At 34.5% G+C, this 19,490-nt stretch carries 18 protein-coding genes and 2 pseudogenes; 3 read left to right on the top strand and 17 right to left on the bottom strand.

Annotated elements, in window-relative coordinates; all coding sequences use genetic code 11:
• Positions 1-12: 12 nt before the first annotated feature.
• The 7 genes and pseudogenes from MKY70_RS11935 to MKY70_RS11905 form a co-directional block, all read right to left on the bottom strand.
• Positions 13-903 (bottom strand): NAD(P)-dependent oxidoreductase, encoded by an 891-nt coding sequence (locus tag MKY70_RS11935; protein WP_002031851.1) that lies wholly within the window; start codon positions 901-903, stop codon positions 13-15.
• A 16-nt stretch (positions 904-919) separates the two neighbouring features.
• A complete protein-coding gene (locus MKY70_RS11930) occupies positions 920-2,629 on the bottom strand; it encodes an acyl-CoA dehydrogenase family protein (protein ID WP_044439787.1) in 1,710 nt (569 codons plus the stop codon).
• Positions 2,630-2,784: 155 nt separating this feature from the next.
• Positions 2,785-3,693: a methylisocitrate lyase gene (prpB, locus tag MKY70_RS11925; protein ID WP_002168448.1), complete on the bottom strand. Its 909-nt coding sequence runs from the start codon at positions 3,691-3,693 to the stop codon at positions 2,785-2,787.
• An 18-nt stretch (positions 3,694-3,711) separates the two neighbouring features.
• Complete coding sequence (gene prpD / locus MKY70_RS11920; protein WP_341024352.1) at positions 3,712-5,148, bottom strand: 2-methylcitrate dehydratase; 1,437 nt, start codon at positions 5,146-5,148, stop codon at positions 3,712-3,714.
• Between the two features lie 98 nt (positions 5,149-5,246).
• Positions 5,247-6,368 (bottom strand): citrate synthase, encoded by a 1,122-nt coding sequence (gene mmgD / locus MKY70_RS11915; protein ID WP_002127276.1) that lies wholly within the window; start codon positions 6,366-6,368, stop codon positions 5,247-5,249.
• A 415-nt stretch (positions 6,369-6,783) separates the two neighbouring features.
• Positions 6,784-7,010, bottom strand: a pseudogene (locus MKY70_RS11910) (HesB/YadR/YfhF family protein).
• Positions 6,991-8,145: an MFS transporter gene (locus tag MKY70_RS11905; protein WP_341074512.1), complete on the bottom strand. Its 1,155-nt coding sequence runs from the start codon at positions 8,143-8,145 to the stop codon at positions 6,991-6,993. The pseudogene MKY70_RS11910 and the gene MKY70_RS11905 overlap by 20 nt, the downstream one beginning before the upstream one ends.
• Before the next feature lie 235 nt (positions 8,146-8,380).
• On the opposite strand from MKY70_RS11905, the gene MKY70_RS11900 reads away from it, so the two are divergent.
• Entirely contained in the window at positions 8,381-8,659 is a 279-nt protein-coding gene (locus MKY70_RS11900; protein ID WP_341024346.1) for a hypothetical protein, read from the top strand.
• 82 nt (positions 8,660-8,741) lie between these two features.
• Here MKY70_RS11900 and MKY70_RS11895 read toward each other — a convergent pair whose 3' ends face one another.
• Positions 8,742-11,243, bottom strand: a complete 2,502-nt coding sequence (locus MKY70_RS11895; RefSeq protein ID WP_341024344.1) for a PBP1A family penicillin-binding protein — start codon at positions 11,241-11,243, stop codon at positions 8,742-8,744.
• 466 nt (positions 11,244-11,709) lie between these two features.
• Between MKY70_RS11895 and MKY70_RS11890 the strand changes: the two genes are divergently transcribed.
• Entirely contained in the window at positions 11,710-11,919 is a 210-nt protein-coding gene (locus MKY70_RS11890) for a KTSC domain-containing protein (protein ID WP_002035375.1), read from the top strand.
• A 67-nt stretch (positions 11,920-11,986) separates the two neighbouring features.
• Here the strand turns inward: MKY70_RS11890 and MKY70_RS11885 are convergent, their stop codons facing one another.
• The 4 genes from MKY70_RS11885 to MKY70_RS11870 form a co-directional block, all read right to left on the bottom strand.
• Complete coding sequence (locus MKY70_RS11885) at positions 11,987-12,199, bottom strand: YqaE/Pmp3 family membrane protein (RefSeq protein WP_002085763.1); 213 nt, start codon at positions 12,197-12,199, stop codon at positions 11,987-11,989.
• Positions 12,200-12,499: 300 nt separating this feature from the next.
• Positions 12,500-13,159 (bottom strand): DUF6944 family repetitive protein, encoded by a 660-nt coding sequence (locus MKY70_RS11880; RefSeq protein WP_002035373.1) that lies wholly within the window; start codon positions 13,157-13,159, stop codon positions 12,500-12,502.
• Positions 13,160-13,317: 158 nt separating this feature from the next.
• The gene (locus tag MKY70_RS11875; RefSeq protein ID WP_002085764.1) at positions 13,318-14,028 is read right to left on the bottom strand and encodes an SDR family oxidoreductase; all 711 of its coding nucleotides are present in this window, start codon (positions 14,026-14,028) and stop codon (positions 13,318-13,320) included.
• Positions 14,029-14,353: 325 nt separating this feature from the next.
• Positions 14,354-14,692 carry a hypothetical protein gene (locus MKY70_RS11870; RefSeq protein WP_088032883.1) on the bottom strand — a complete coding sequence of 113 codons (339 nt, stop codon included), beginning with the start codon at positions 14,690-14,692 and terminating at the stop codon, positions 14,354-14,356.
• Between the two features lie 212 nt (positions 14,693-14,904).
• Here MKY70_RS11870 and gerPF point away from each other — a divergent pair, with 212 nt between their 5' ends.
• Positions 14,905-15,120 (top strand): spore germination protein GerPF, encoded by a 216-nt coding sequence (gene gerPF / locus MKY70_RS11865; protein ID WP_001141569.1) that lies wholly within the window; start codon positions 14,905-14,907, stop codon positions 15,118-15,120.
• A 285-nt stretch (positions 15,121-15,405) separates the two neighbouring features.
• Here the strand turns inward: gerPF and MKY70_RS11860 are convergent, their stop codons facing one another.
• The 5 genes and pseudogenes from MKY70_RS11860 to MKY70_RS11840 all read right to left on the bottom strand — a co-directional run bounded on the left by MKY70_RS11860 (position 15,406) and on the right by MKY70_RS11840 (position 19,477).
• Positions 15,406-15,741: a YolD-like family protein gene (locus MKY70_RS11860; protein ID WP_088032881.1), complete on the bottom strand. Its 336-nt coding sequence runs from the start codon at positions 15,739-15,741 to the stop codon at positions 15,406-15,408.
• 110 nt (positions 15,742-15,851) lie between these two features.
• Positions 15,852-16,124 (bottom strand): annotated as a pseudogene (locus MKY70_RS11855) (zinc ribbon domain-containing protein); the annotation flags it as partial.
• 565 nt (positions 16,125-16,689) lie between these two features.
• Positions 16,690-16,911 carry a hypothetical protein gene (locus MKY70_RS11850; RefSeq protein ID WP_002012623.1) on the bottom strand — a complete coding sequence of 74 codons (222 nt, stop codon included), beginning with the start codon at positions 16,909-16,911 and terminating at the stop codon, positions 16,690-16,692.
• Between the two features lie 575 nt (positions 16,912-17,486).
• A complete protein-coding gene (locus MKY70_RS11845; RefSeq protein ID WP_002031835.1) occupies positions 17,487-18,338 on the bottom strand; it encodes a peptidylprolyl isomerase PrsA in 852 nt (283 codons plus the stop codon).
• Between the two features lie 143 nt (positions 18,339-18,481).
• Complete coding sequence (locus MKY70_RS11840) at positions 18,482-19,477, bottom strand: glycoside hydrolase family 25 protein (protein WP_341024338.1); 996 nt, start codon at positions 19,475-19,477, stop codon at positions 18,482-18,484.
• Between the last annotated feature and the right edge of the window lie 13 nt (positions 19,478-19,490).

Raw genomic sequence — 19,490 nt, 5'->3', positions numbered from 1 at the left:
TTTATAAGTGCACTATTTTTGATTAGAAATTAATTGTTCGCTAACTTTCTTATATAAAGCAGCCATATCGTTTTCACCATATCCTGCCTCACTCGCTTCTTCATATACGTTTAATAGCATCTCACTTACTGGTAAGTGAAGTTCGCTTTCTTTCGCTAAATCTACTGCAAATCCTAAATCTTTCTTTAATAAATTCACAGTAAAGCCTGGCTCATAATTTTCTGATGCAATGAAACTTTTATAATTACGCTCATAAATTCTACTTTGACCGTAACTTACATTTAAAATATCAAACATTTTATCTAAATCCATATTGTTCTTTTTCGCTAATGTTAAAGCTTCACTCACACCAGCTGTATAAAAACCAATTAATAGATTATTAATTAATTTAACAGTTGTACCACTATCAATCTGCTCACTAACATGGAAAACATTCGCTCCAAGTACTTCCATGACAGATTCAGTTTTCTCATACACTTCTTTCGATCCACCAACCATAAACGTTAATGTACGGTTTTCTGCACCAATTACCCCACCGCTAACAGGTGCTGCTAAAAAGTCTACTTTCTTTTCCTTCGCCGATTCCTCTAATTGTTTGTTTAATTGTGGAGATACTGTACTTGTATCAATTAAAGCTACATTCGAGTGGCTATTTTCAAATAATCCTTCTTCCCCAAAATATACCGCTTCCACAGCACGAGGTGAAGGCAAACTTGTAAAAATCACATCGCATGTCTCTGCTAGTTTTGAGATTGATAGGCCGATAATTCCTCCTTCTTTTTCAAAGGAAGCTTCCGCCTCTTTATTCAAGTCCACTCCATATACTGTGTAGCTAGATTTAACTAAATTTTTAGACATTGGAAGACCCATGTTACCTAAACCGATAAAACCAATCTTTTTCATATCGCTTTCCTCCTATTTACACAATATATTTCCCGCGATTTATAATAACTTTCGCAATATCTCTCTTTTTCGTAAATAAGTTTGAGTATAAAGGCACTAATAATTGACGGATTTCAGCTAATATTTCTTGTCTATTTTGTTCTTCTGTGACAGCTGCTGAAAGAATGGAAATCGCAGCTTCTTCTACTTTACGATATCCTTCTTCACAAATAACACCTGTTATCATTTGCTTCGTACGCTCTTTTTCCTCACCATTTTTACTAACTGCTTTCCTCGTACGTAAAAATGCTGATTCCATGACGTACACGTCCGTCAACATATTTGATAATACGCGTGAATATTCTTGCTCTTGCTCAATTTTTAAACCTGGAGTTTTAGAGAGCGTTTTCAAAGATTGTTTCAACAATTTTTTCGCTAATAAAATGTAACGATGGTTTCTTTCTACATTTGCCACATCAATTTCTACTTCAGCATCTTCTATTTGCTCGATTTGCTTCATTAACATTTTTGCAACTGTTAATCTATTAATTTCATTCGTTCCTTCAAAAATACGACTAATCCTAGCATCACGATATAATCGTTCTACTTCGTATTCTTGCATATAACCGTAACCACCATGAATTTGTACAGCTTCATCTACGATATAAGCAAGTGTTTCAGAAGCGTTTACTTTATTCAGTGCACATTCAATTGCAAATTGGGACATTTTTTTCATAAGATCTTCATCACTCTCATGAATTGCTTCATCAATTACACCCGCTGTACGGTAAGCTGCACTTTCTGCTCCATATGTAGAAATAATCATATTGGCAATTTTCTCTTGAATCATCGTAAAATCTACTAATTCCGTTTGGAACTGTTTTCGCTCTTTTCCATATTGAACTGATAAACCGATTGCTTGTTTTGCTGTTCCAATATTTCCAAAAGCAAGTTTTAGTCTAGCGAAGTTAAGAATATTAAGAGCTACGTGATGCCCTTTCCCAACTTCCCCTAAAATATTTTCAGCGGGGATGACAACATCTTCTAAAATAAGCGTCGCTGTTGAAGATCCTTTAATCCCCATCTTCTTTTCTTCTAATCCTATTGATACACCTTCACATGTTCTTTCGACAATAAACGCTGTCATTCCTTTATTTGTCTTCGCAAAAACAACGTATACATCTGCCATATGAGCATTTGTAATCCACTGCTTCTCACCATTCAACTTCCAAGCAGTACCATCTTCATTCAATACTGCACTCGTTTTTGCACTTAATGCATCAGAACCAGCATTTGGCTCAGTTAAAGCATAAGCACCAATCCATTCTCCTGATGCGATTTTCGGCAAATACTTTTCTTTTTGTTCTTTCGTTCCGTAATATATGTAAGGCAACGTACCAACACCTGCGTGTATATTAAAAGAAACGCTAAATGCACCAGCGTAACCCATTTTCTCTGCTACAAGACCTGAGACAGCCTTTCCTAACTCGAATCCGCCATAATCTTCTGGTACCTCAATGCCTAATAATCCAAGTTCCCCAGCTTTCTCAAATAATTGGCGAGAAACTTTATAGTTATGTTGTTCAATATTCTCAATTTGCGGGACAATTTCTTGTTTAACGAATTGTTCTGTCGTTTTTGCAATTAAATCTTCATCCCCTGAAAAATCTTCTGGTGTAAAGAAAGTATTATTCACATCTTTATTGAGTGAAAAAAATTCATCCCATGGTAACTTCGTTTTCTCCATCTGAATCCCCCTATCATTTCGGCCTTCGTTGATCTTTGCATATGCTCGTCTACGATGAGTGGAATATCTTATTATTGAAAACAGAAGGCGATGATTTTTCACATCAAGCAGTTCGTTTTGCCAAAGATGTATTTTCATCGCCTAAATCCTTCTACCTATTGATCTTCAGATAATACTGTTTTTGCAATTCCAGTATCTAACTCTTCAAAGTCATGATATGAAATTGTTTCATATAATTCACTTCTCGTTTGCATATTAGAAAGTGCATCTTTTTGAGAACCTGTTTCCTTAATTAGCGTAAACACATTCTCATATGCTTTTGCAGCAACACGAAGTGAAGTTACAGGATAAATTACCATTTGGAAGCCCATATTCGCAAATTCCTCTGCACTATAATATGGTGTTTTTCCGAACTCAGTCATATTTGCTAGTAAAGGTGCATTCACTTTGCTAGTAAATAAACGGAATTCTTCTTCCGATTGAAGCGCTTCTGGGAATATTGCATCTGCCCCTGCTTTTACATATGCATTCGCTCTTTCAATCGCTGCATCTAATCCTTCCACGCCGCGAGCATCTGTGCGTGCTACAATATATAAACTTGGCGCAACTTCTTTAATCGCTTTAATTTTTTGAACTAATTCTTCTGTAGTAACAAGTTTCTTACCATTTAAATGTCCACATTTCTTTGGTAATTGTTGATCTTCAATCTGAACAGCCGCAACTTTCGCTTCCACCATTTCTACAGCTGTCCTCGCTACGTTTAGTACTCCACCAAATCCTGTATCAATATCAACAAGAACTGGTAAATCTGTAGCTCTAACTAGATCCCTTGCTCTCTCTGCTACTTCAGTAGACGTCACGATTCCTAAATCTGGTAATCCTTTACTTGCAGTGTAAGCAGCTCCCGATAAATATAGAGCTGAAAAACCTGTATTTTTCGCAACAAGAGCCGCCATTGCATCATGAGCACCTGGAATTTGCAAAATTTCATTTGCTTCTACTAAAGCTCGGAAGCGATTCGTAAGCTCCTCTTGTGTCGACTGTTTATTCACAACCCAAGCCATTCTAAATTCCCCCTATTATTAAATTAAGAATAGATCTACAAATTCGTTTACATTCATATTTTCTAGTTTTTCTTCATTTAGACAAGCTTCATGGATTTTTTCTTGTTGCTTACTAGAATAATGACCTGCCATATTTGCAGTGAATTTTCGAACAACTTTTGGAATTGCTTCGTCTCTACGGAAACGGTGGCCAAGTGGGTATTCACATTCCACATTTTCTGTTACAGTACCATCTTTAAAATGAACTTGAACAGCGTTGGCGATTGAGCGCTTGTTCGGGTCAAGGTAATCTAAACTATACTGTTTGTTTTCAACAACAACCATCTTATTACGTAATTCATCTACACGTGGATCATTCGCTACTACATCCTCATAATCATCCGCAACGATATCTCCTTTTAATAAACCTATTGCCGTAATGTATTGTAGGCAGTGATCGCGATCAGCTGGGTTATTTAATGGACCTTCTTTATCGATAATACGAATTGCTGACTCATGAGTTGTAATTGTAATACGATCAATTTCATCTAATCTTTCTTTAAGTTCCGGATGTAATTTCACTGCACATTCTGCAGCTGTTTGTGCATGGAATTCTGCTGGGAATGACACTTTGAATAATACATTTTCCATTACATAAGATTCTAGCGGTCTTGCTAATTTTAATTCTTGCTTGTTAAATAACACATCTTGGAATCCCCATCCTGGTGCAGATAATGCCGTTGGGTAACCCATTTCACCTTTTAATGCAGTCATTGCAAGATGAACACCGCGGCTCGTCGCATCACCTGCTGCCCATGATTTACGTGAACCTGTATTTGGAGCATGACGATATGTACGAAGACTAGAATTATCAATCCACGCATGTGATAATGCATTAAAGATTTCCTCACGCGTTCCGCCAAGCATTTTTGCAACTACTGCAGTCGTCGCTACTTTTACGTATAATACGTGATCAAGACCAACACGGTTTAAACTGTTTTCTAAAGCAAGTACACCTTGAATTTCATGTGCTTTAATCATCATTTCTAGTACTTCACGTACTTTTAATGGTTCTTTTCCTTCTGAAATACGAATGCGGCTAATATAATCTGCAACTGCTAAAATTCCGCCTAAGTTATCAGATGGATGTCCCCACTCTGCTGCAAGCCAAGTATCGTTATAGTCTAACCAACGGATCATACATCCGATATTAAATGCGCCTTTTACTGGATCTAGCACATAAGATGTTCCTGGTACACGTGTACCATTTGGCACGATTGTTCCTGGTACAACTGGTCCTAATAATTTCGTACACTCTGGGTATTGTAGTGCTAAAATTCCACATCCAAGTGTATCAAGTAATACGTAGCGAGCCGTACTGAATGCCTCTGCACTTGTAACCTCTTTATTTAATACATAGTCCGTAATTTCTTCTAATAATGCATCTTTTTGTTTAATTTCATTTGTTTTAATCATGCTATTCTTCCCTTTCTGTCGAAAATTCGTTATTATTAATGATGGGTGTCGGTCAAACACCCATCTGGCGGGCGGCGCTAACAACTCCCCAGTTGTTTTTATTTACTAAATGCATGTCGCTCGCCAATATAATTTACACGTGGACGGAACAAACGATTGTTCGCATGTTGCTCAATTACGTGTGCACATAGCCCTACTGTTCTAGAACTAAAGAAGATTGGTGTGTAAAGTTGAATTGGAATACCAAGCATCCAATATACTGGAGCAGCATAATAATCAAGATTCGGATAAATTCCTTTTTCCTTCTCCATAATTTTTTCTCCAGCTTCACACATTTCATATAGTGTATAATCGCCTTTCACATCACATAACTGCTTTAATGCTTCCTTCATCATAAGTGCTCTTGGATCCATCTTTTTCATATAAACACGGTGTCCAAAGCCCATAATTTTTTCTTTGTTATATAGTTTCTTCTGTAATAACTCTTCAAATTTCTCAACATTACCAGCTTCTAAAAGCATGTACATAACCGCTTCATTCGCACCGCCATGAAGACTTCCTTTTAAGGATGCAACTGCTCCTGTTAAAGCGCCGTATAAGTCGGATTGCGTTGATGCAATAACGCGTGCTGTAAATGTAGAGTTTGGCATTTCATGTTCACTATATAAAACAAGGGAACGATCAAAGATTTTCTCTTCAAGTTCAGTTGGTTTCTTTCCAGTTAACATATAGAAGAAATTCGCACTATATGACAATTCTTGAAGAGGCTCAATTGGTTCCTCATTATTTAAAATATGGTAGCTATTCGCTACAATATTTGGCACTTTACTTAAAAGCTTGTATCCTCGACTTTTATTCACTTCTAACGAGCGGTTTTCGATATCACTATCGTAACCAGCTAATGCAGACACACCTGTACGTAGCCCATCCATAGGATGCGTTTCCTTAGGCAATGCCTTTAGAACATTGAATACACCTTCTGGCACTGCATATTCTTCTTTTAATTTCTTTTCAATTGTTGCTTTCTCATCCTCATTCGGTAAACGTTCTTCTAATAAAAGGTGCACAATGTCTAAATACTCTTTTGTTTTTGAGAGTTCGATTAAATCATACCCTTGAATTACAATTTCACCTTTTACTGTGTCAAGAAACGAAATTTTCGTTTCCGCTGCTACTACACCATCTAATCCCGGGGAAAATTTTTCTTCAGCTTTCATCATTATTTCCTCCAATCCTAATAGATCTTCGTGCACATAACTGTAAGCCTTTACAATAATATGAAACTACATTTCTATTTCAATGTATCAGAGTTTTTAGAAGATTTCAATTTATTTTATAATGATAAGTTTCCTATACTTTTACCGATGTAATAATACAATTTTTCAAAAATAACTTTCATCTTTTATAAAGAAAGGACAGACATCCTTTTACAATTTTTTAAAACGAAATATAACAATTATCCATATAATCCCACTAAATATACCTTTAATCCCTTTTTCTTCAACAAACATAAAAAACCGAGCTGCACTCATGCACAGCTCGGTTTTTTATAATATTTATTTCATATTCCCATAAATATAATTCTTATATAAAATTTATTTATTTTTAATAAAATTATTATTTTACATAATTAAATTAAATTTCTTCCGTTTCTTTACGATAGCTTACAACTAATTCATAGTTTTGAAAGTACGAAAGATCATCAAAATCTATAAAAATAAACTACCGTCTTTCTCAACTGACACTATTTCCCGAACTGATTTCTCAGAAACAATCCCTAAAGAATATCCGGACTGAATTGAGCTATTTCCTCCGTACCTTACAATACATCAAATAGATTCATCATGCTTTATACGCAAAATCTTTTTTGCCTAATCGTTGTTTTACAAAAATGACAAATATAATTAAAGCTATTAATCCTGAAATTGCACTACCTGCGAATAAAATACGGTAACCAAACATTTGTGAAACAACTCCAAGTAAAATCGCAACTAATCCAATCCCTAAATCAAAAGCGGTAAAGAATGAAGCGTTAGCAACTCCTCTTTTACTAGGATCAACAATTGTCAGCATCGCTGCTTGTAAAGCGGGCTGTGCTGAACCGAATCCAACACCATATAATGCCGCTGCAATCATTACACCTATCAAACCATTTGAAATCGTTAGTACAACTATCGCTAAAATAGTAATACATAGTGCCGGAAGTATGATAAAAACTTCTCCATACTTATCTAATAGTTTTCCTGAAATAGGTCGTACAATTGTTAAAGCAATTGCATATACAAGAAAGAATGTCCCAGGATTCACATCAATTGATGACGCGAATAATGGTAAAAATGTTGTTATTCCTCCATATGCAAATGATAAAAAGAAAACAACAACCGTTATTGATAAAACGGATTTTTCAAACAGCTGAATTTTCCCTTTTTCTTTTTGTGGCGTGAATGGCATTTTCGTTATTAACGATAATACGACTGCCATAAAGGATAAAAGAGTTGCTAACAAGAATAGACCATGAAATGAATAATTTTGTACAACCCATAATCCAATCATCGGACCAATTGCCATCGCGATTGTCATCGCCATGCCATACCAGCCCATCCCTTCACCACGACGTGAATCTGGAATAATATCAGTTATCGCTGTTCCAACTGCTGTTGTAGAAACAGCCCACGTCACTCCGTGAATAACGCGTAAAACAGCTAAAAGGACAATAGTCGATGCTAAATTATACGAATACATCGTTATCCCAAAAAATATGAGTCCGAAAATAATAAAAGATCTTCTACCATATTGATCTAACATACCTCCAATAATCGGTCGTATTACAACTGCCGCTATTGTAAACATTCCCATCATCAGTCCAACTTGCGATTCATTTCCACCAATCTCTTTAATAAAGAGCGGGAGCGTTGGAACAAGTAAATAAAACCCCGTAAATAAAAATAACATCGCGATAGTCATTTGTATAAATGATTTCGTCCATAATCGTTCCATTAAAATCCCTCCATAAACACGTAAAATATTACAATCAACACATCAATTGTATATTTTTCATGTTCCCTTGCCCTCCGCTAATAGACGTATCTTTTCATAATAAATGGTCTACCATCAATTTAAGTTGGTCTTACGACTTTATGCCTATGTTTTAAGCAAAAAACCTATATATGTACCTTTATATGTTTTAGAAGAATATACTATTTTATTATTAAACTTAGGAGTGATCGTTTTCATGTGGGTATCACCAAGAATAACCGCCGTTGTCCCATCAGCTCCCTCAATACATGTTCCTGTCGTTCATACAGCTAGTTCTGATGTTGGTATCGAACTTCCTGCCGCTTGGCAACAATATCAATCGACTGACCAATTCACCCCTTCATTTTGGCATCATGGTACACACCCGAGTAGTACTATTTTTTATAGCCCTAGTTATCCAATACCGCCAACTCAAATTTTTTATCATTTCCCATCAATTTACTTTCAAAATTTCTATGGTACTTTTAATATTTAAAAATAATATTACTCTTTATAATACAAAAAGCACCAAAGAAACCGTTTTTCCCGGTACCTTTGGTGCTTTTAAAATGCATTATTTATTGTCCATTATTGGAAGGAGCCTCTCCTGTGTTCCCGCCCGTAGTTGGTGGGGTTGGAGTTTCTTGGCCGCCTCCAGTGGTTGGTGGATTTGGAGTTCCTTGGCCACCTCCAGTGGTTGGTGGATTTGGAGTTCCTTGGCCACCTCCAGTGGTTGGCGGATTTGGAGTTCCTTGACCACCTCCAGTGGTTGGTGGATTTGGAGTTCCTTGGCCACCTCCAGTGGTTGGTGGATTTGGAGTTCCTTGGTCACCTCCATTAGTTGGTGGATTTGGAGTTCCTTGACCATTTCCATTGTTTTGTTCATTTTGCTTATTCTGTTCATCTTGTTTCTTTTGCTCTTCTTGCTTCTTTTGCTCTTCTTGTTTCTTTTGCTCTTCTTGTTTCTTAAGTTCTTCCTGTTTCTTTAATTCCTCTTGATTTTTCTCTTCTTCAGTTTTTTGCTGTTGATCTTGTTTTGGTTGTTCCGTTGTATCCGGTACGCTCGTATTTGGAGATGAATCACGTTTTTCACCTTTTATACGCAATTCACTACCTTCTTGAATAACACTACTTGGCATTTTAAAGCGTGATTTATCTGTAGCCATCTCGCTCATCATTTCTTTAAAGATCAACTGTGCAATTTTCGTATTTTTACTACTAATATACTCGTCTTTACCATCTTTCGTATATCCAGTCCATACTGCCATCGTATATTGCGGTGTATATCCTGCAAACCAACTATCACGAGTTGCACTTTCTGGAATTCCATATTGTGCTAGTTGTTTTGAAGAATAGTTAGTTGTACCTGTTTTACCAGCTACATCTAAAGAGGCCACATTTGCCGATGTACCAGTACCTGATGTAACTACAGAACGAAGCATATCAGTAATCATATATGCTGTAGAATCCGCCATAACTGATTTTGGTTTTTGTCCAAAACTTTGTGACTTGCCGTCTGGATAAACTACTTTCTTAACAAAATGCGGCTTCGTATACTTACCGTCATTCCCAAATGCCGCATAAGCACCTGCAATTTCTGTTGGTGACGCTTCATTTGTACCGATCGCTGTTGATTCTGTCGGTGCTACATTAAATGTAATACCTAATTTCTCAGAGAACTCTTTCGATTTACTAATACCTACCTCTTTAGCTGTTTTAATAGCTGGGATATTACGTGACTTTGTTAGTGCTTCACGCATTGAGATTGGCCCTAAATGACTTCTATCTGCATTTCTAACTTCTTGGCCAGTTGAATACTTAAATGGAGAGTCATCAATTTGATGATAAGTAGCCCATTTTAAATATTCAATTGCAGGAGCGTAATCAAAAATTGGTTTCATCGTTGAACCAGCTGCACGATCTAATTCAATCGCCATATTATGCCCTTTAAATACTGCTTTATTTTCACCGCGCCCACTACCTATAGCGCGAACTTCTCCAGTTTTCGTATCCATAAATGTGAAAGCACCTTGGAATTTATCATTTGGATAATTAATAATATTTGTATTCAAAATATTATCAGCTAATTTCTGTGCTTTTGGATCCAATGTTGTATAAATTTCTAAACCATCAGATCCAATATTAACATCTGGTATTTCCTTTTCTACTTCTTTCACTACTGCATCCATAAATGCAGTATATGGCATCGCTTGTAGTTCAGCTGCACTCTTAATATTTTTATCCACTGGTACTTTCGATGCTTCTTCCATTTCTGCCTTTGTAATATAACCATGTCTATTCATTAAGTTTAGTACAGTATTTCTTCTTTCTGTTGCCCTTTGAACATTTTCTTTTTTCGTTGGGTCATAGTTATTCGGTGCTTTTGGTAAGCCAGCTAGCATCGCAACTTCTGGTAATGTTAAATCTTTCAATTCTTTACCGTAGTAGTTTTGTGCTGCTGTTGCGATTCCATATGAACGGTTTCCTAAATTAATTTTATTTAAATACATCTCTAATATTTCATGTTTTGAATATTGTTGTTCTAGCTTATACGCTAAATATATTTCCTGAACTTTACGTTTTGACGTTTTTTCCATCGATAAGAAGTAGTTTTTAATAACTTGCTGCGTTATCGTACTACCACCTTGAGAGCCATAATCTCCCTTAAGACTAACTAAAACTGCACGAGCAGTACCTTTAAAATCTACTCCGCTATGCTCATAAAAACGCGAATCTTCTGTTGCTAAAAATGCATTTTCTACCAATTTAGGGATTTGATCATACGTAACATTCGTCCGCTTTTCTTTCCCATATTCATATACCAAATTCCCGTCTTTATCATAGATTTTTGAGGATAACGGATTAACAAGTTTTGCTTTCTCAAGTTTTGGTGCATCCTTAATCATTACGAAAAAGGTAGCAACCCCTGCCACTAAACCTACAATACCAAGTAGTAAACAACTGATTAAAAATTTACGAAAAAACGATGTTTTACCTTTTGGTTTTGTTTTTTTAGAAGCTGGCTGTTTTTTCTTTTGAACTTGTCGTCGCTCCTCTCGAGAACGATAATTTTCTGACATGTTACTTTCTCCTGCCTTTCAATTCTCCCGTTGATTTACTTGAAAATATTGAGGTCACTTTCCCAAATACATTTAATCAAGAAAGTATATTGACCTGGAGCATTCAATATTTTCCCAATTCACAGATTATACATTTTAGAATACTTCTTATACAAACTATTTTCACTTCTATTTTTTCTAATAATACTGCCCCTTAAAGCATAGAATGTAAGAAGTGAATTTTTAATACCTCGTATAAATAATATACCTTTTTTTCAAATGGTCAATATTTTCTTATTTATAAATCAAAGGTGAAATAAAAATAGCACAACGATATGTACTTCGTGTGAACTTCCTTATAATTACGTACAACAAACATTTAATATATTGCATATAAGTATAATACTCCTTTAATTATTAGGATTTCAACACGACAATCCCCTTCTCTACAAGAAACCATCTAAAATGAAAAATAAGGAGTTGCGTAATGATGGAGCTATCTCCCGTTATTTCAAAAAAATTAGTTGCTGTTGGCTATAATCCTTTTTCTATGATTTTACGTATTCAACTAAAGAATGGTATGTATGATTTCTTTAATGTGCCAGAAAGCATTTACACCGGTTTATTAAACGCACACTCTAAAAGTTATTATCATAATACTTATATTAAAAATTCTTACCGCTATACTAAAATTTAAACTTGATTGGCATACAAAAAAGAAAGGCGAATCAAATCCCCTTTCTTTTTTGTATGTCAATCGCAATTTACCTTCTATTTCTTTTATTAATTTCATCATACGCTTGAACTTGTTTTTTAAGTCGCCTGTCGGCTTTTTTATCATGTACGACAAGAACTGCGTGTATCGCTCCTGGAACCCAAAAAATTAAGGTTAAAATGAAATTAATAATCGCTTGAAACGGCTTTCCGCAAAATAAAACAGCTACCGGCGGAAGTAAAATTGCTAATAAGTACATCATGTCTGAAAAACTCCTTAATGTTTATTTTTCGATTCTTCCCCATCCATCTCCTACACTATCAAACCTATGAAATCATGTTATTTCTAAAAGCGTATATAAGAACTCATCATTACAAAAATCACATATAATAGTATAACTAAATGAGAAGCCTCTCACTAACGTTAACAAGCTATTTTCACCTGTTCGTTTATATGTATATTCTACGCCTATATGAAAAAGCCTACAAAAACAATTAACACATCCATCTTGTCCTACTTCTAAAATTGAAATACTCCAAACTTCATTGAAATGAGTATTTCATCACCTTTTCTTAGATTCCAATCGTTGTTCCTCTACTATTTCGGTTAATCCAATTGCTGAAATTACAGTACCTATTGCTTGTATCCAAATACCTATTAGCCCTATTATACGTTGATCTTCTTTATCTATATTACTGTCTTCTTTTCCCTTTTCTTCTTTTGGTATATTTTTAATACCTTCATATGCTTGTAATCCCGCACCTAAACTTTGCATTGAATTCCCTAATACGATAATCCACTGTATTCCATTTATCTCATTCAATGCTACTTCTACTCCTAAAAAAGCGCCAATTGATTGCAAACTATTTCCAGTAATTATAAGGAAATCATTTTCTTTCATTTGTTCATTGAGATTAAAATACGTTCCTATTACATTTGAAATATTACCTAAAGCTAATAACTCAATCCCCGTTTTCGCTAGCGCTTTATTTTTATTATCTATAGTTACCTCTTGCTTCTCACATTTATCTTCATCTTTCGCATCATTAGTTGCTATAATTTGTAATATATATCCGAGAGCTTGTAATGAACTTCCTACAATAACGAGATCCGACTCAATCTTTTCTTCTCCTGCAAACCCTCTAGTTGTTCCAATTGCTGCTATAAGATTTCCTCCTACTTGAAACCAGGCACCTGTCAATTCTAAATCGCGTAGGTTCATTTCCCATCACCTATATTTAAATTTTCTAGTACATTCAAAACAAACAAATATCACCTTTAATTCATTATTCTATTTTTCATATGTAATTTTGTGCATCACATAATGTACTAATAATACAAAAGAGCACCTTTCAGGCGCTCTTTTTGACAAGAAGTTTCTCAATGAATGTATGCCGGACATGTCAATGACTCACCGTTTTTATCTATTGATATATTTAATATATAATGAATTGCTTTATGTGACCACATTTCAGGTGTAGGAGATTCTTTTACATATTGAGGTGCACATAAGTGAAGCATTGGAGTGCTAATACTGCCACCTGGATCTAAAGCAACTACTGCCATACCATTTGGTAGTTCCATTGCCATTGACTGCGTGATACCTTCAACAGCAAACTTCGAGGCACAATATGGCGCAAGTTCAGCCTCGCCTTCTCTTCCCCAACTAGAGCTCATGTTAATAATAATTCCTTCTTTCCTAGCTATCATCGCCGGGACGAACGCCCTAATGACATTTACTACCCCGTTCACATTTACACTCATTACACTTTCAAATTCTTGTGCGGTAACTTTCCATAGAGGTGCATTTTGATTAACAATCGATGCATTATTTATTAACATATCGGGAGCCCTATACTTATTAAGAATACGACTTGCCCATTTACTAACTTGGTGATGATTTGAAACATCAATTATTTGAAAATCATGTGAAGCACCGTAATATTTATTAAGCTCTTCAATTTTATTTTTTGAGCGTCCACACCCTGCTATGTTCCACCCCAATTCATGAAACCTATCAACCATTGCACGTCCTAACCCTTGCGTTACTCCAGTAATAATTACAAGTTTCCCAATGTCGTTTCGCTCCAACTTCATCTCCTCCTTTCCATTAATATTACTCTTTTTATTCTTATTCAACTTCTCACTTAAGTATCAATTCATTTCATACTTTAGAAGTATTTTTGATATTACATATTACAAACAAAAAGAGTAACCATCATAGTTACTCTTTTTGTTTGTATCGTTATTATTTTTAAATTGTATCTTCTATTCCCTACATTTCTCACATCGATAAATATAGGTTACACCTTAATGAAAGTATATTTATGTTTACGGTTCGATTTATCCAAATACTTTTCAATCCACTTTTTCAACTTAACAGAGCCCACCTCTATCAATAAATTTCCACCTAGTCTTATAACATACTTTTATTTAAATTCTCAATCTCATTTTGCAACTTTTTAAATTGCTCAAAATGCATTGTTATAGATTGAATACTATTCCTTTCAACATTTTGCTTTACTAATAAAACGCCTGTATCGTGAAAAATTGCTTCAAGTTCTTTCCTTATAGATACTTTCGTAATATATGCGGTTTTAATTGCCGATAAAATTGCTATTTCATTAAACTTTAATTTTATTTCATTAGGACAAAATGCTTTTTCGATCAATGTGACATCATTACTACAAATATAAGCAACAAGTTTACTTGATTCTGCATCTGTTAAATCCACTGTTTTTATAACATTATCCATTACATTTTGCCTCCTTTAATTCCATATATATTAATTATTCAAATTTATTCTTTTTAAAATTCAGCTCTTCATTAATTTTAACATACTTTTTGCTCGATTGATTAAACAAAGCTTCAAACATTTTTCTATTCCGGAATATTTGTCAAATGAACCAATTAGACTATACCTTCATATAGTAATGCAAACAATTACTTATAAAGCAGGTGAAAATTATGCCCTCAGTTGTTGGGAATTTAGTTGTACAAAATAGTAACGGATCTTTCAACTTAGGTGATTTCTACAATGTTTCTCCAAAAGAGAATACGAAAGCTTATAACGGCTCTGGCGCATCTAACGTTGGTTTCGTAGTGAACACTTTTAGTGGGGTTAGCGCGACTAATACATTTGATTCTGATCTAGCAGATCAAAACCAAGTTGGTACGGCCTAACCAGATCTGTAATCATTTTTGTATAACATTTTAAAATTTGTCTATACTATACTCAGGCTGATACACAGCTATCATTGATTTTTTGAGTGCCAATCTTTTTCTCCCTTTCCCTGGGACTAAGCAGCTAGCTTGCAGCTAGCTGCTTTTTCATTTAGTTCTTCACCTCTTCAAAAAATTAGGTTTTAACAGGTAGCCTGACTCACAGCCGAATTTTGAGGTGTGAATCTGCCTGTCCGTAAATAGCTAGATAAATTAAAGAAGCTAAACTTCAAAATTCAGCTTCTTTTAGGTTACATCAATTATGTCCATTGCAGAAAATACATATGTTTTATAAAATGCATCTGTACATTTTACAATTTGTTGAATTGGATTTATATGAACCACTGTCATATAACTCGTAAGTATGTATCCTTCTTCAAAATATGTCACTAACATCTCTTCTTCAGACAATAATGAAGTTAATAATTTGTCTGAAATGCTGTCTTTCGCTTCATTTGTTATTAGCGGTCTTTGGACTTTTAATTTCTCTCCAATAATTTTTTTCATACTTAATAATTGTTCCGACATTACTGTAAACGGAACCCACTCTCTTCCTTTTTCCTGTATCTTTACATAATTCATTTTCTTTACTCCTCAATTTTCTATATCTATCCATTCTTGAACTACCCCACTTTCACTTCGTTTAGAAGTGGGGGATTCCTAAGTAAAGAGTTCTATCGAACTCTAATTTATTAGGCTATCTCCGCAGTCCTTGCGGTTAGAAGCCTTATCGCTTCATTCTTTAGATTGATACTTGCGTTAATATCCCTATCATGATGTGTACTACAAGAAGGGCAGTCCCATTTACGTAGGTTTAGATTTTTAACGTCTTTGTTTTGATATCTACAACAAGAACATAATTGGCTTGAAGCAAATGTTTTCGATACGACAATGACTTGTTTGCCGTATCATTTTGCTTTATATTCCAACATGGTTCGAAACTGTGACCATGATACCTCACTAATTTCACTCCTAAATACACTTTATCCATCTCATATTTATATGTAGCGTAGCTTTCCAATTCAAAACTATTTATGAATTTGTAGAAATCTCCACTCCGAAAGAACATTCGTTCTAATTATACACGAACGAATGTTCTTTCGGAAGTGCAACATGTAAATTTTTCAAACAAAATGCAACTTTAATATATGAAGTTTATTCATACTCATTTATTACTCCCTTTTATTAATCAAATTTCTTTGCACTTCCTATCGCATCATAGAATACGTGTAGCAACAATAAAAGCGACTCCACCTAATGTGAAGCCGCTTTTATTGAACTAATTATATTTCTAATTTTACTTTTCTATCCTAACTAACGTTCTTTCTGGAATACAAATTTCAGCTATATCTCATTCACCATCCTTCAACAAAAGCATACACTTTTATTATGAACGAACTCACAAAGCTTTAGAAACTTATGATGTAAAACAATTCATTCCTCATAAGTTTCATACATATCGACAATTACTACCATTTATCCTGCTATTTGTAGGCAGTAAGATTCACACTCATCAATTTTTCACTTTCTTTATTGAATATGCTTGGGTTGCATTATAATATGTAATTCTCTCTCTGTTTCTGTTTTTTTCGGATTCCGATAATATTCCAGTTTATATTCTAATACTTCATACTCAACCATCCCAATCTTTATCCCTTTTGTTTCTTTTAATACAGCTAATAGAACGCTTATATTTTCATTAGATGATTCAAAAATTTTCCCTCCGCCTTCTCTCTTAAAAATAACTTTCATATATTCTCCCCCAAATTAATTTAATAATCTAGTAAAAATAAAAATATTCATCCTATTTTAATAAGGTGAAGGCTAATAATCAGTGAGGGTTTTGTCCATCACCCACTGATTATTAGCCTTCACCAATCGGGCTTTTACGAGCAGTAAGACTCCCATAAATAGCGGGATAAATAATTCTTATCATCATTAAGAACATACTTTTGTACTAAATGTTCAACATGTCACTTCCTATAAAGTTAATTTATACTCCAATAAATATGATATGTACCATTCTTTAAATTATGTCCTCAATTCACTCTCCACGAAAATATATTTAGTTTATATTTAACAAAATTAATTAACTAAAACATTATCATTTCAACATTTTGCGAATTTAATTGCTTATTCCTTTTATCTACATCCAAATTTTCCTATTGTAATTCTTAATATTTAAATGTAATATTGTATTGTCTTACTATCTATTTATAACTCACACACTAACGCGAAAAGGGAACTCTATATGAGTTCCCTTTTCTATTGAAAACAAAAAAACAGAAATATAGCATTATGCTAAATCTCTGTTTTTCTTCTAAACCTTATTTCTCATCTAAGAATTTAAATGTATCTTTAAATTCTTTATCTGTTACTTTAATATCTGCTTCTTTCAATAGATCATTGATTACTTGTTGTTTCCATTTACCTGTCGCATCTTGCAGTCTTTGTTGTTCTAAATCTTTTCGAATCGTATCTTTTACTTCATCAAATGGTTTCAATTCTTTTTTATCCGTCACTTTTATTATATGATAACCATAAGATGTTTTTATTGGCTCACTTACTTGTCCTGCATCTAATTTATATGCAGCTTCCTCAAACTCTTTCACAGTTTGACCAGGAGCAAAACCAGCGATTTCTCCGCCCTGTTCCTTTGAACCAGTATCTTCCGAATACTGTTTCGCTAAAGCAGTAAAATCTTCACCATTATTTATTTTCTCTTTTACTTCTTTCGCAGTTTTTTCATCTTTCACTAAAATGTGACTTACCTTCATTTCAGGTTTATGGTTATCTTTCACATCTTTATCTGTGACAGTCGCTCTAATCGCTTTCTCAAGTGCAATTTCTGGCTTCATTCTCTCTTTTAATTCATCTTCATTCTTTAATCCTACTTGCTCTAAAGCCACTTTAAACTTGTCACCCATTTGTTCCTTCGCTGCTTCTACTTGTTTTTTAGCTTCTTCATCTGAAACTTTATATTTATCTAGCAATGCCTTATTTAACATCATTTGAGATAAAGTACTTTTTCCATATGTTTGCCTTAATTCTTTACTTAACTCTTTCTCTGTCACGTTTCCTACTTTTGATGTTGCAACATTTTCTGAGGAACCACACGCAGACAATGTTAGCGCCACACATGCAATAATAGTTCCCATAAATAGCTTTTTCTTTTTCAATTCAAATACCTCACTTTGATAAATGTATATTAGGAACTATACAGCGCTATTGTGAAATCAATGTGTTTTCTGCAAGTATTTCTCTTCATGCCAGAGACAAGCTTTATTAAATAAAAAAGCCGGCATAAATCCGACTTTTAACATCATTTAATCTGCACATGTTCTTCTTTGATCCATTTGTTCCCACCTATATCTATATATCCATCTTGACGATTCCAAATACGATAAGGAACCCTCCCATCGACCGCACCTGTATCATTCCCGTTTGGCCCATCGTACGTTCTAATTTCATATCCAGGTGTATACTTTGAATATGCATAAAACCATTGTACATTAAAATGTTCTAACTTAGCCCACTGTTGTTCACCACCTAAACAAATCATATCTTTTTCGCCACCTCCCCAATAACCTTTATAGATTAAATATGGGATTTTTTTCGTAAGTCTTCCTATAAATTGCGGATTCGCAGGATTTTCATATAAATTAGTTCCGTATCCATCATTATATTTTGAAACTGCAATACCAATTCCATTTGGTCGCTTACTGTCTCCAATACTAGATTGATTTGTTTGATTTGAACCTATAAACCAAGAAAGATTTTTATTCCCAATCAATTGATTCAAATCACATTTTCCAATACCAGGAACATTTCCTGAATCAGTATATTGCCAAATATCACAAGGATATGCTGGTTTATTCCCTCCATAACGAGGAATCCAAATAAAATCAGCATCAATATTGCGAGCTCCAAATGATACATACGTGTGATGTCCTACATATAAACCAATTTTTTTTGCACCTAATCGGCGTAATTCATCAATAAATGCTTGAGTCCCACCTTGCATATCTACCATTGTTTGAACTTCTACATCTGCCACCCAAAATTTAGCGTTTTTATCGCCACGATTCCAAAAATCTTGCGCTTCTTTTTTTGCATCTGAAATAGATATAAAACGGCAAAATGCATAATTCCCAAATGGGATACTACGTTTCTTCATTTCTTTCACATAACCTTGATACATAAAATCGATCGTATTCGAACCATCTTGAACTCTAGCAATAACTAAATCTAGCTGAGACGCTGCAATATCCCAATTAATATTTCCATTCCATTTCGAAATATCTACAATATAACCCATTACTAATCAACTC

The organism is Bacillus sp. FSL R9-9492, assembly GCF_038007365.1.
In the GTDB taxonomy this organism is placed as follows: domain Bacteria; phylum Bacillota; class Bacilli; order Bacillales; family Bacillaceae_G; genus Bacillus_A; species Bacillus_A mycoides.
Note: the sequence above shows the minus strand (reverse complement) of the source record. Positions and strands in the feature narration are given on the sequence as shown.

Coding starts and splice junctions, on each gene's coding strand:
- prpB (WP_002168448.1), bottom strand. CDS start 3,693: ATGGCTTGGGTTGTGAATAAACAGTCGACACAAGAGGAGCTTACGAAT.
- MKY70_RS11895 (WP_341024344.1), bottom strand. CDS start 11,243: ATGTCAGAAAATTATCGTTCTCGAGAGGAGCGACGACAAGTTCAAAAG.
- MKY70_RS11890 (WP_002035375.1), top strand. CDS start 11,710: ATGATGGAGCTATCTCCCGTTATTTCAAAAAAATTAGTTGCTGTTGGC.
- prpD (WP_341024352.1), bottom strand. CDS start 5,148: ATGATTAAAACAAATGAAATTAAACAAAAAGATGCATTATTAGAAGAA.
- MKY70_RS11930 (WP_044439787.1), bottom strand. CDS start 2,629: ATGGAGAAAACGAAGTTACCATGGGATGAATTTTTTTCACTCAATAAA.
- MKY70_RS11860 (WP_088032881.1), bottom strand. CDS start 15,741: ATGAATTATGTAAAGATACAGGAAAAAGGAAGAGAGTGGGTTCCGTTT.
- MKY70_RS11840 (WP_341024338.1), bottom strand. CDS start 19,477: ATGGGTTATATTGTAGATATTTCGAAATGGAATGGAAATATTAATTGG.
- MKY70_RS11900 (WP_341024346.1), top strand. CDS start 8,381: ATGTGGGTATCACCAAGAATAACCGCCGTTGTCCCATCAGCTCCCTCA.
- MKY70_RS11850 (WP_002012623.1), bottom strand. CDS start 16,911: ATGAAAGTTATTTTTAAGAGAGAAGGCGGAGGGAAAATTTTTGAATCA.
- mmgD (WP_002127276.1), bottom strand. CDS start 6,368: ATGATGAAAGCTGAAGAAAAATTTTCCCCGGGATTAGATGGTGTAGTA.
- gerPF (WP_001141569.1), top strand. CDS start 14,905: ATGCCCTCAGTTGTTGGGAATTTAGTTGTACAAAATAGTAACGGATCT.
- MKY70_RS11935 (WP_002031851.1), bottom strand. CDS start 903: ATGAAAAAGATTGGTTTTATCGGTTTAGGTAACATGGGTCTTCCAATG.
- MKY70_RS11880 (WP_002035373.1), bottom strand. CDS start 13,159: ATGAACCTACGCGATTTAGAATTGACAGGTGCCTGGTTTCAAGTAGGA.
- MKY70_RS11870 (WP_088032883.1), bottom strand. CDS start 14,692: ATGGATAATGTTATAAAAACAGTGGATTTAACAGATGCAGAATCAAGT.
- MKY70_RS11905 (WP_341074512.1), bottom strand. CDS start 8,145: ATGGAACGATTATGGACGAAATCATTTATACAAATGACTATCGCGATG.
- MKY70_RS11885 (WP_002085763.1), bottom strand. CDS start 12,199: ATGATGTACTTATTAGCAATTTTACTTCCGCCGGTAGCTGTTTTATTT.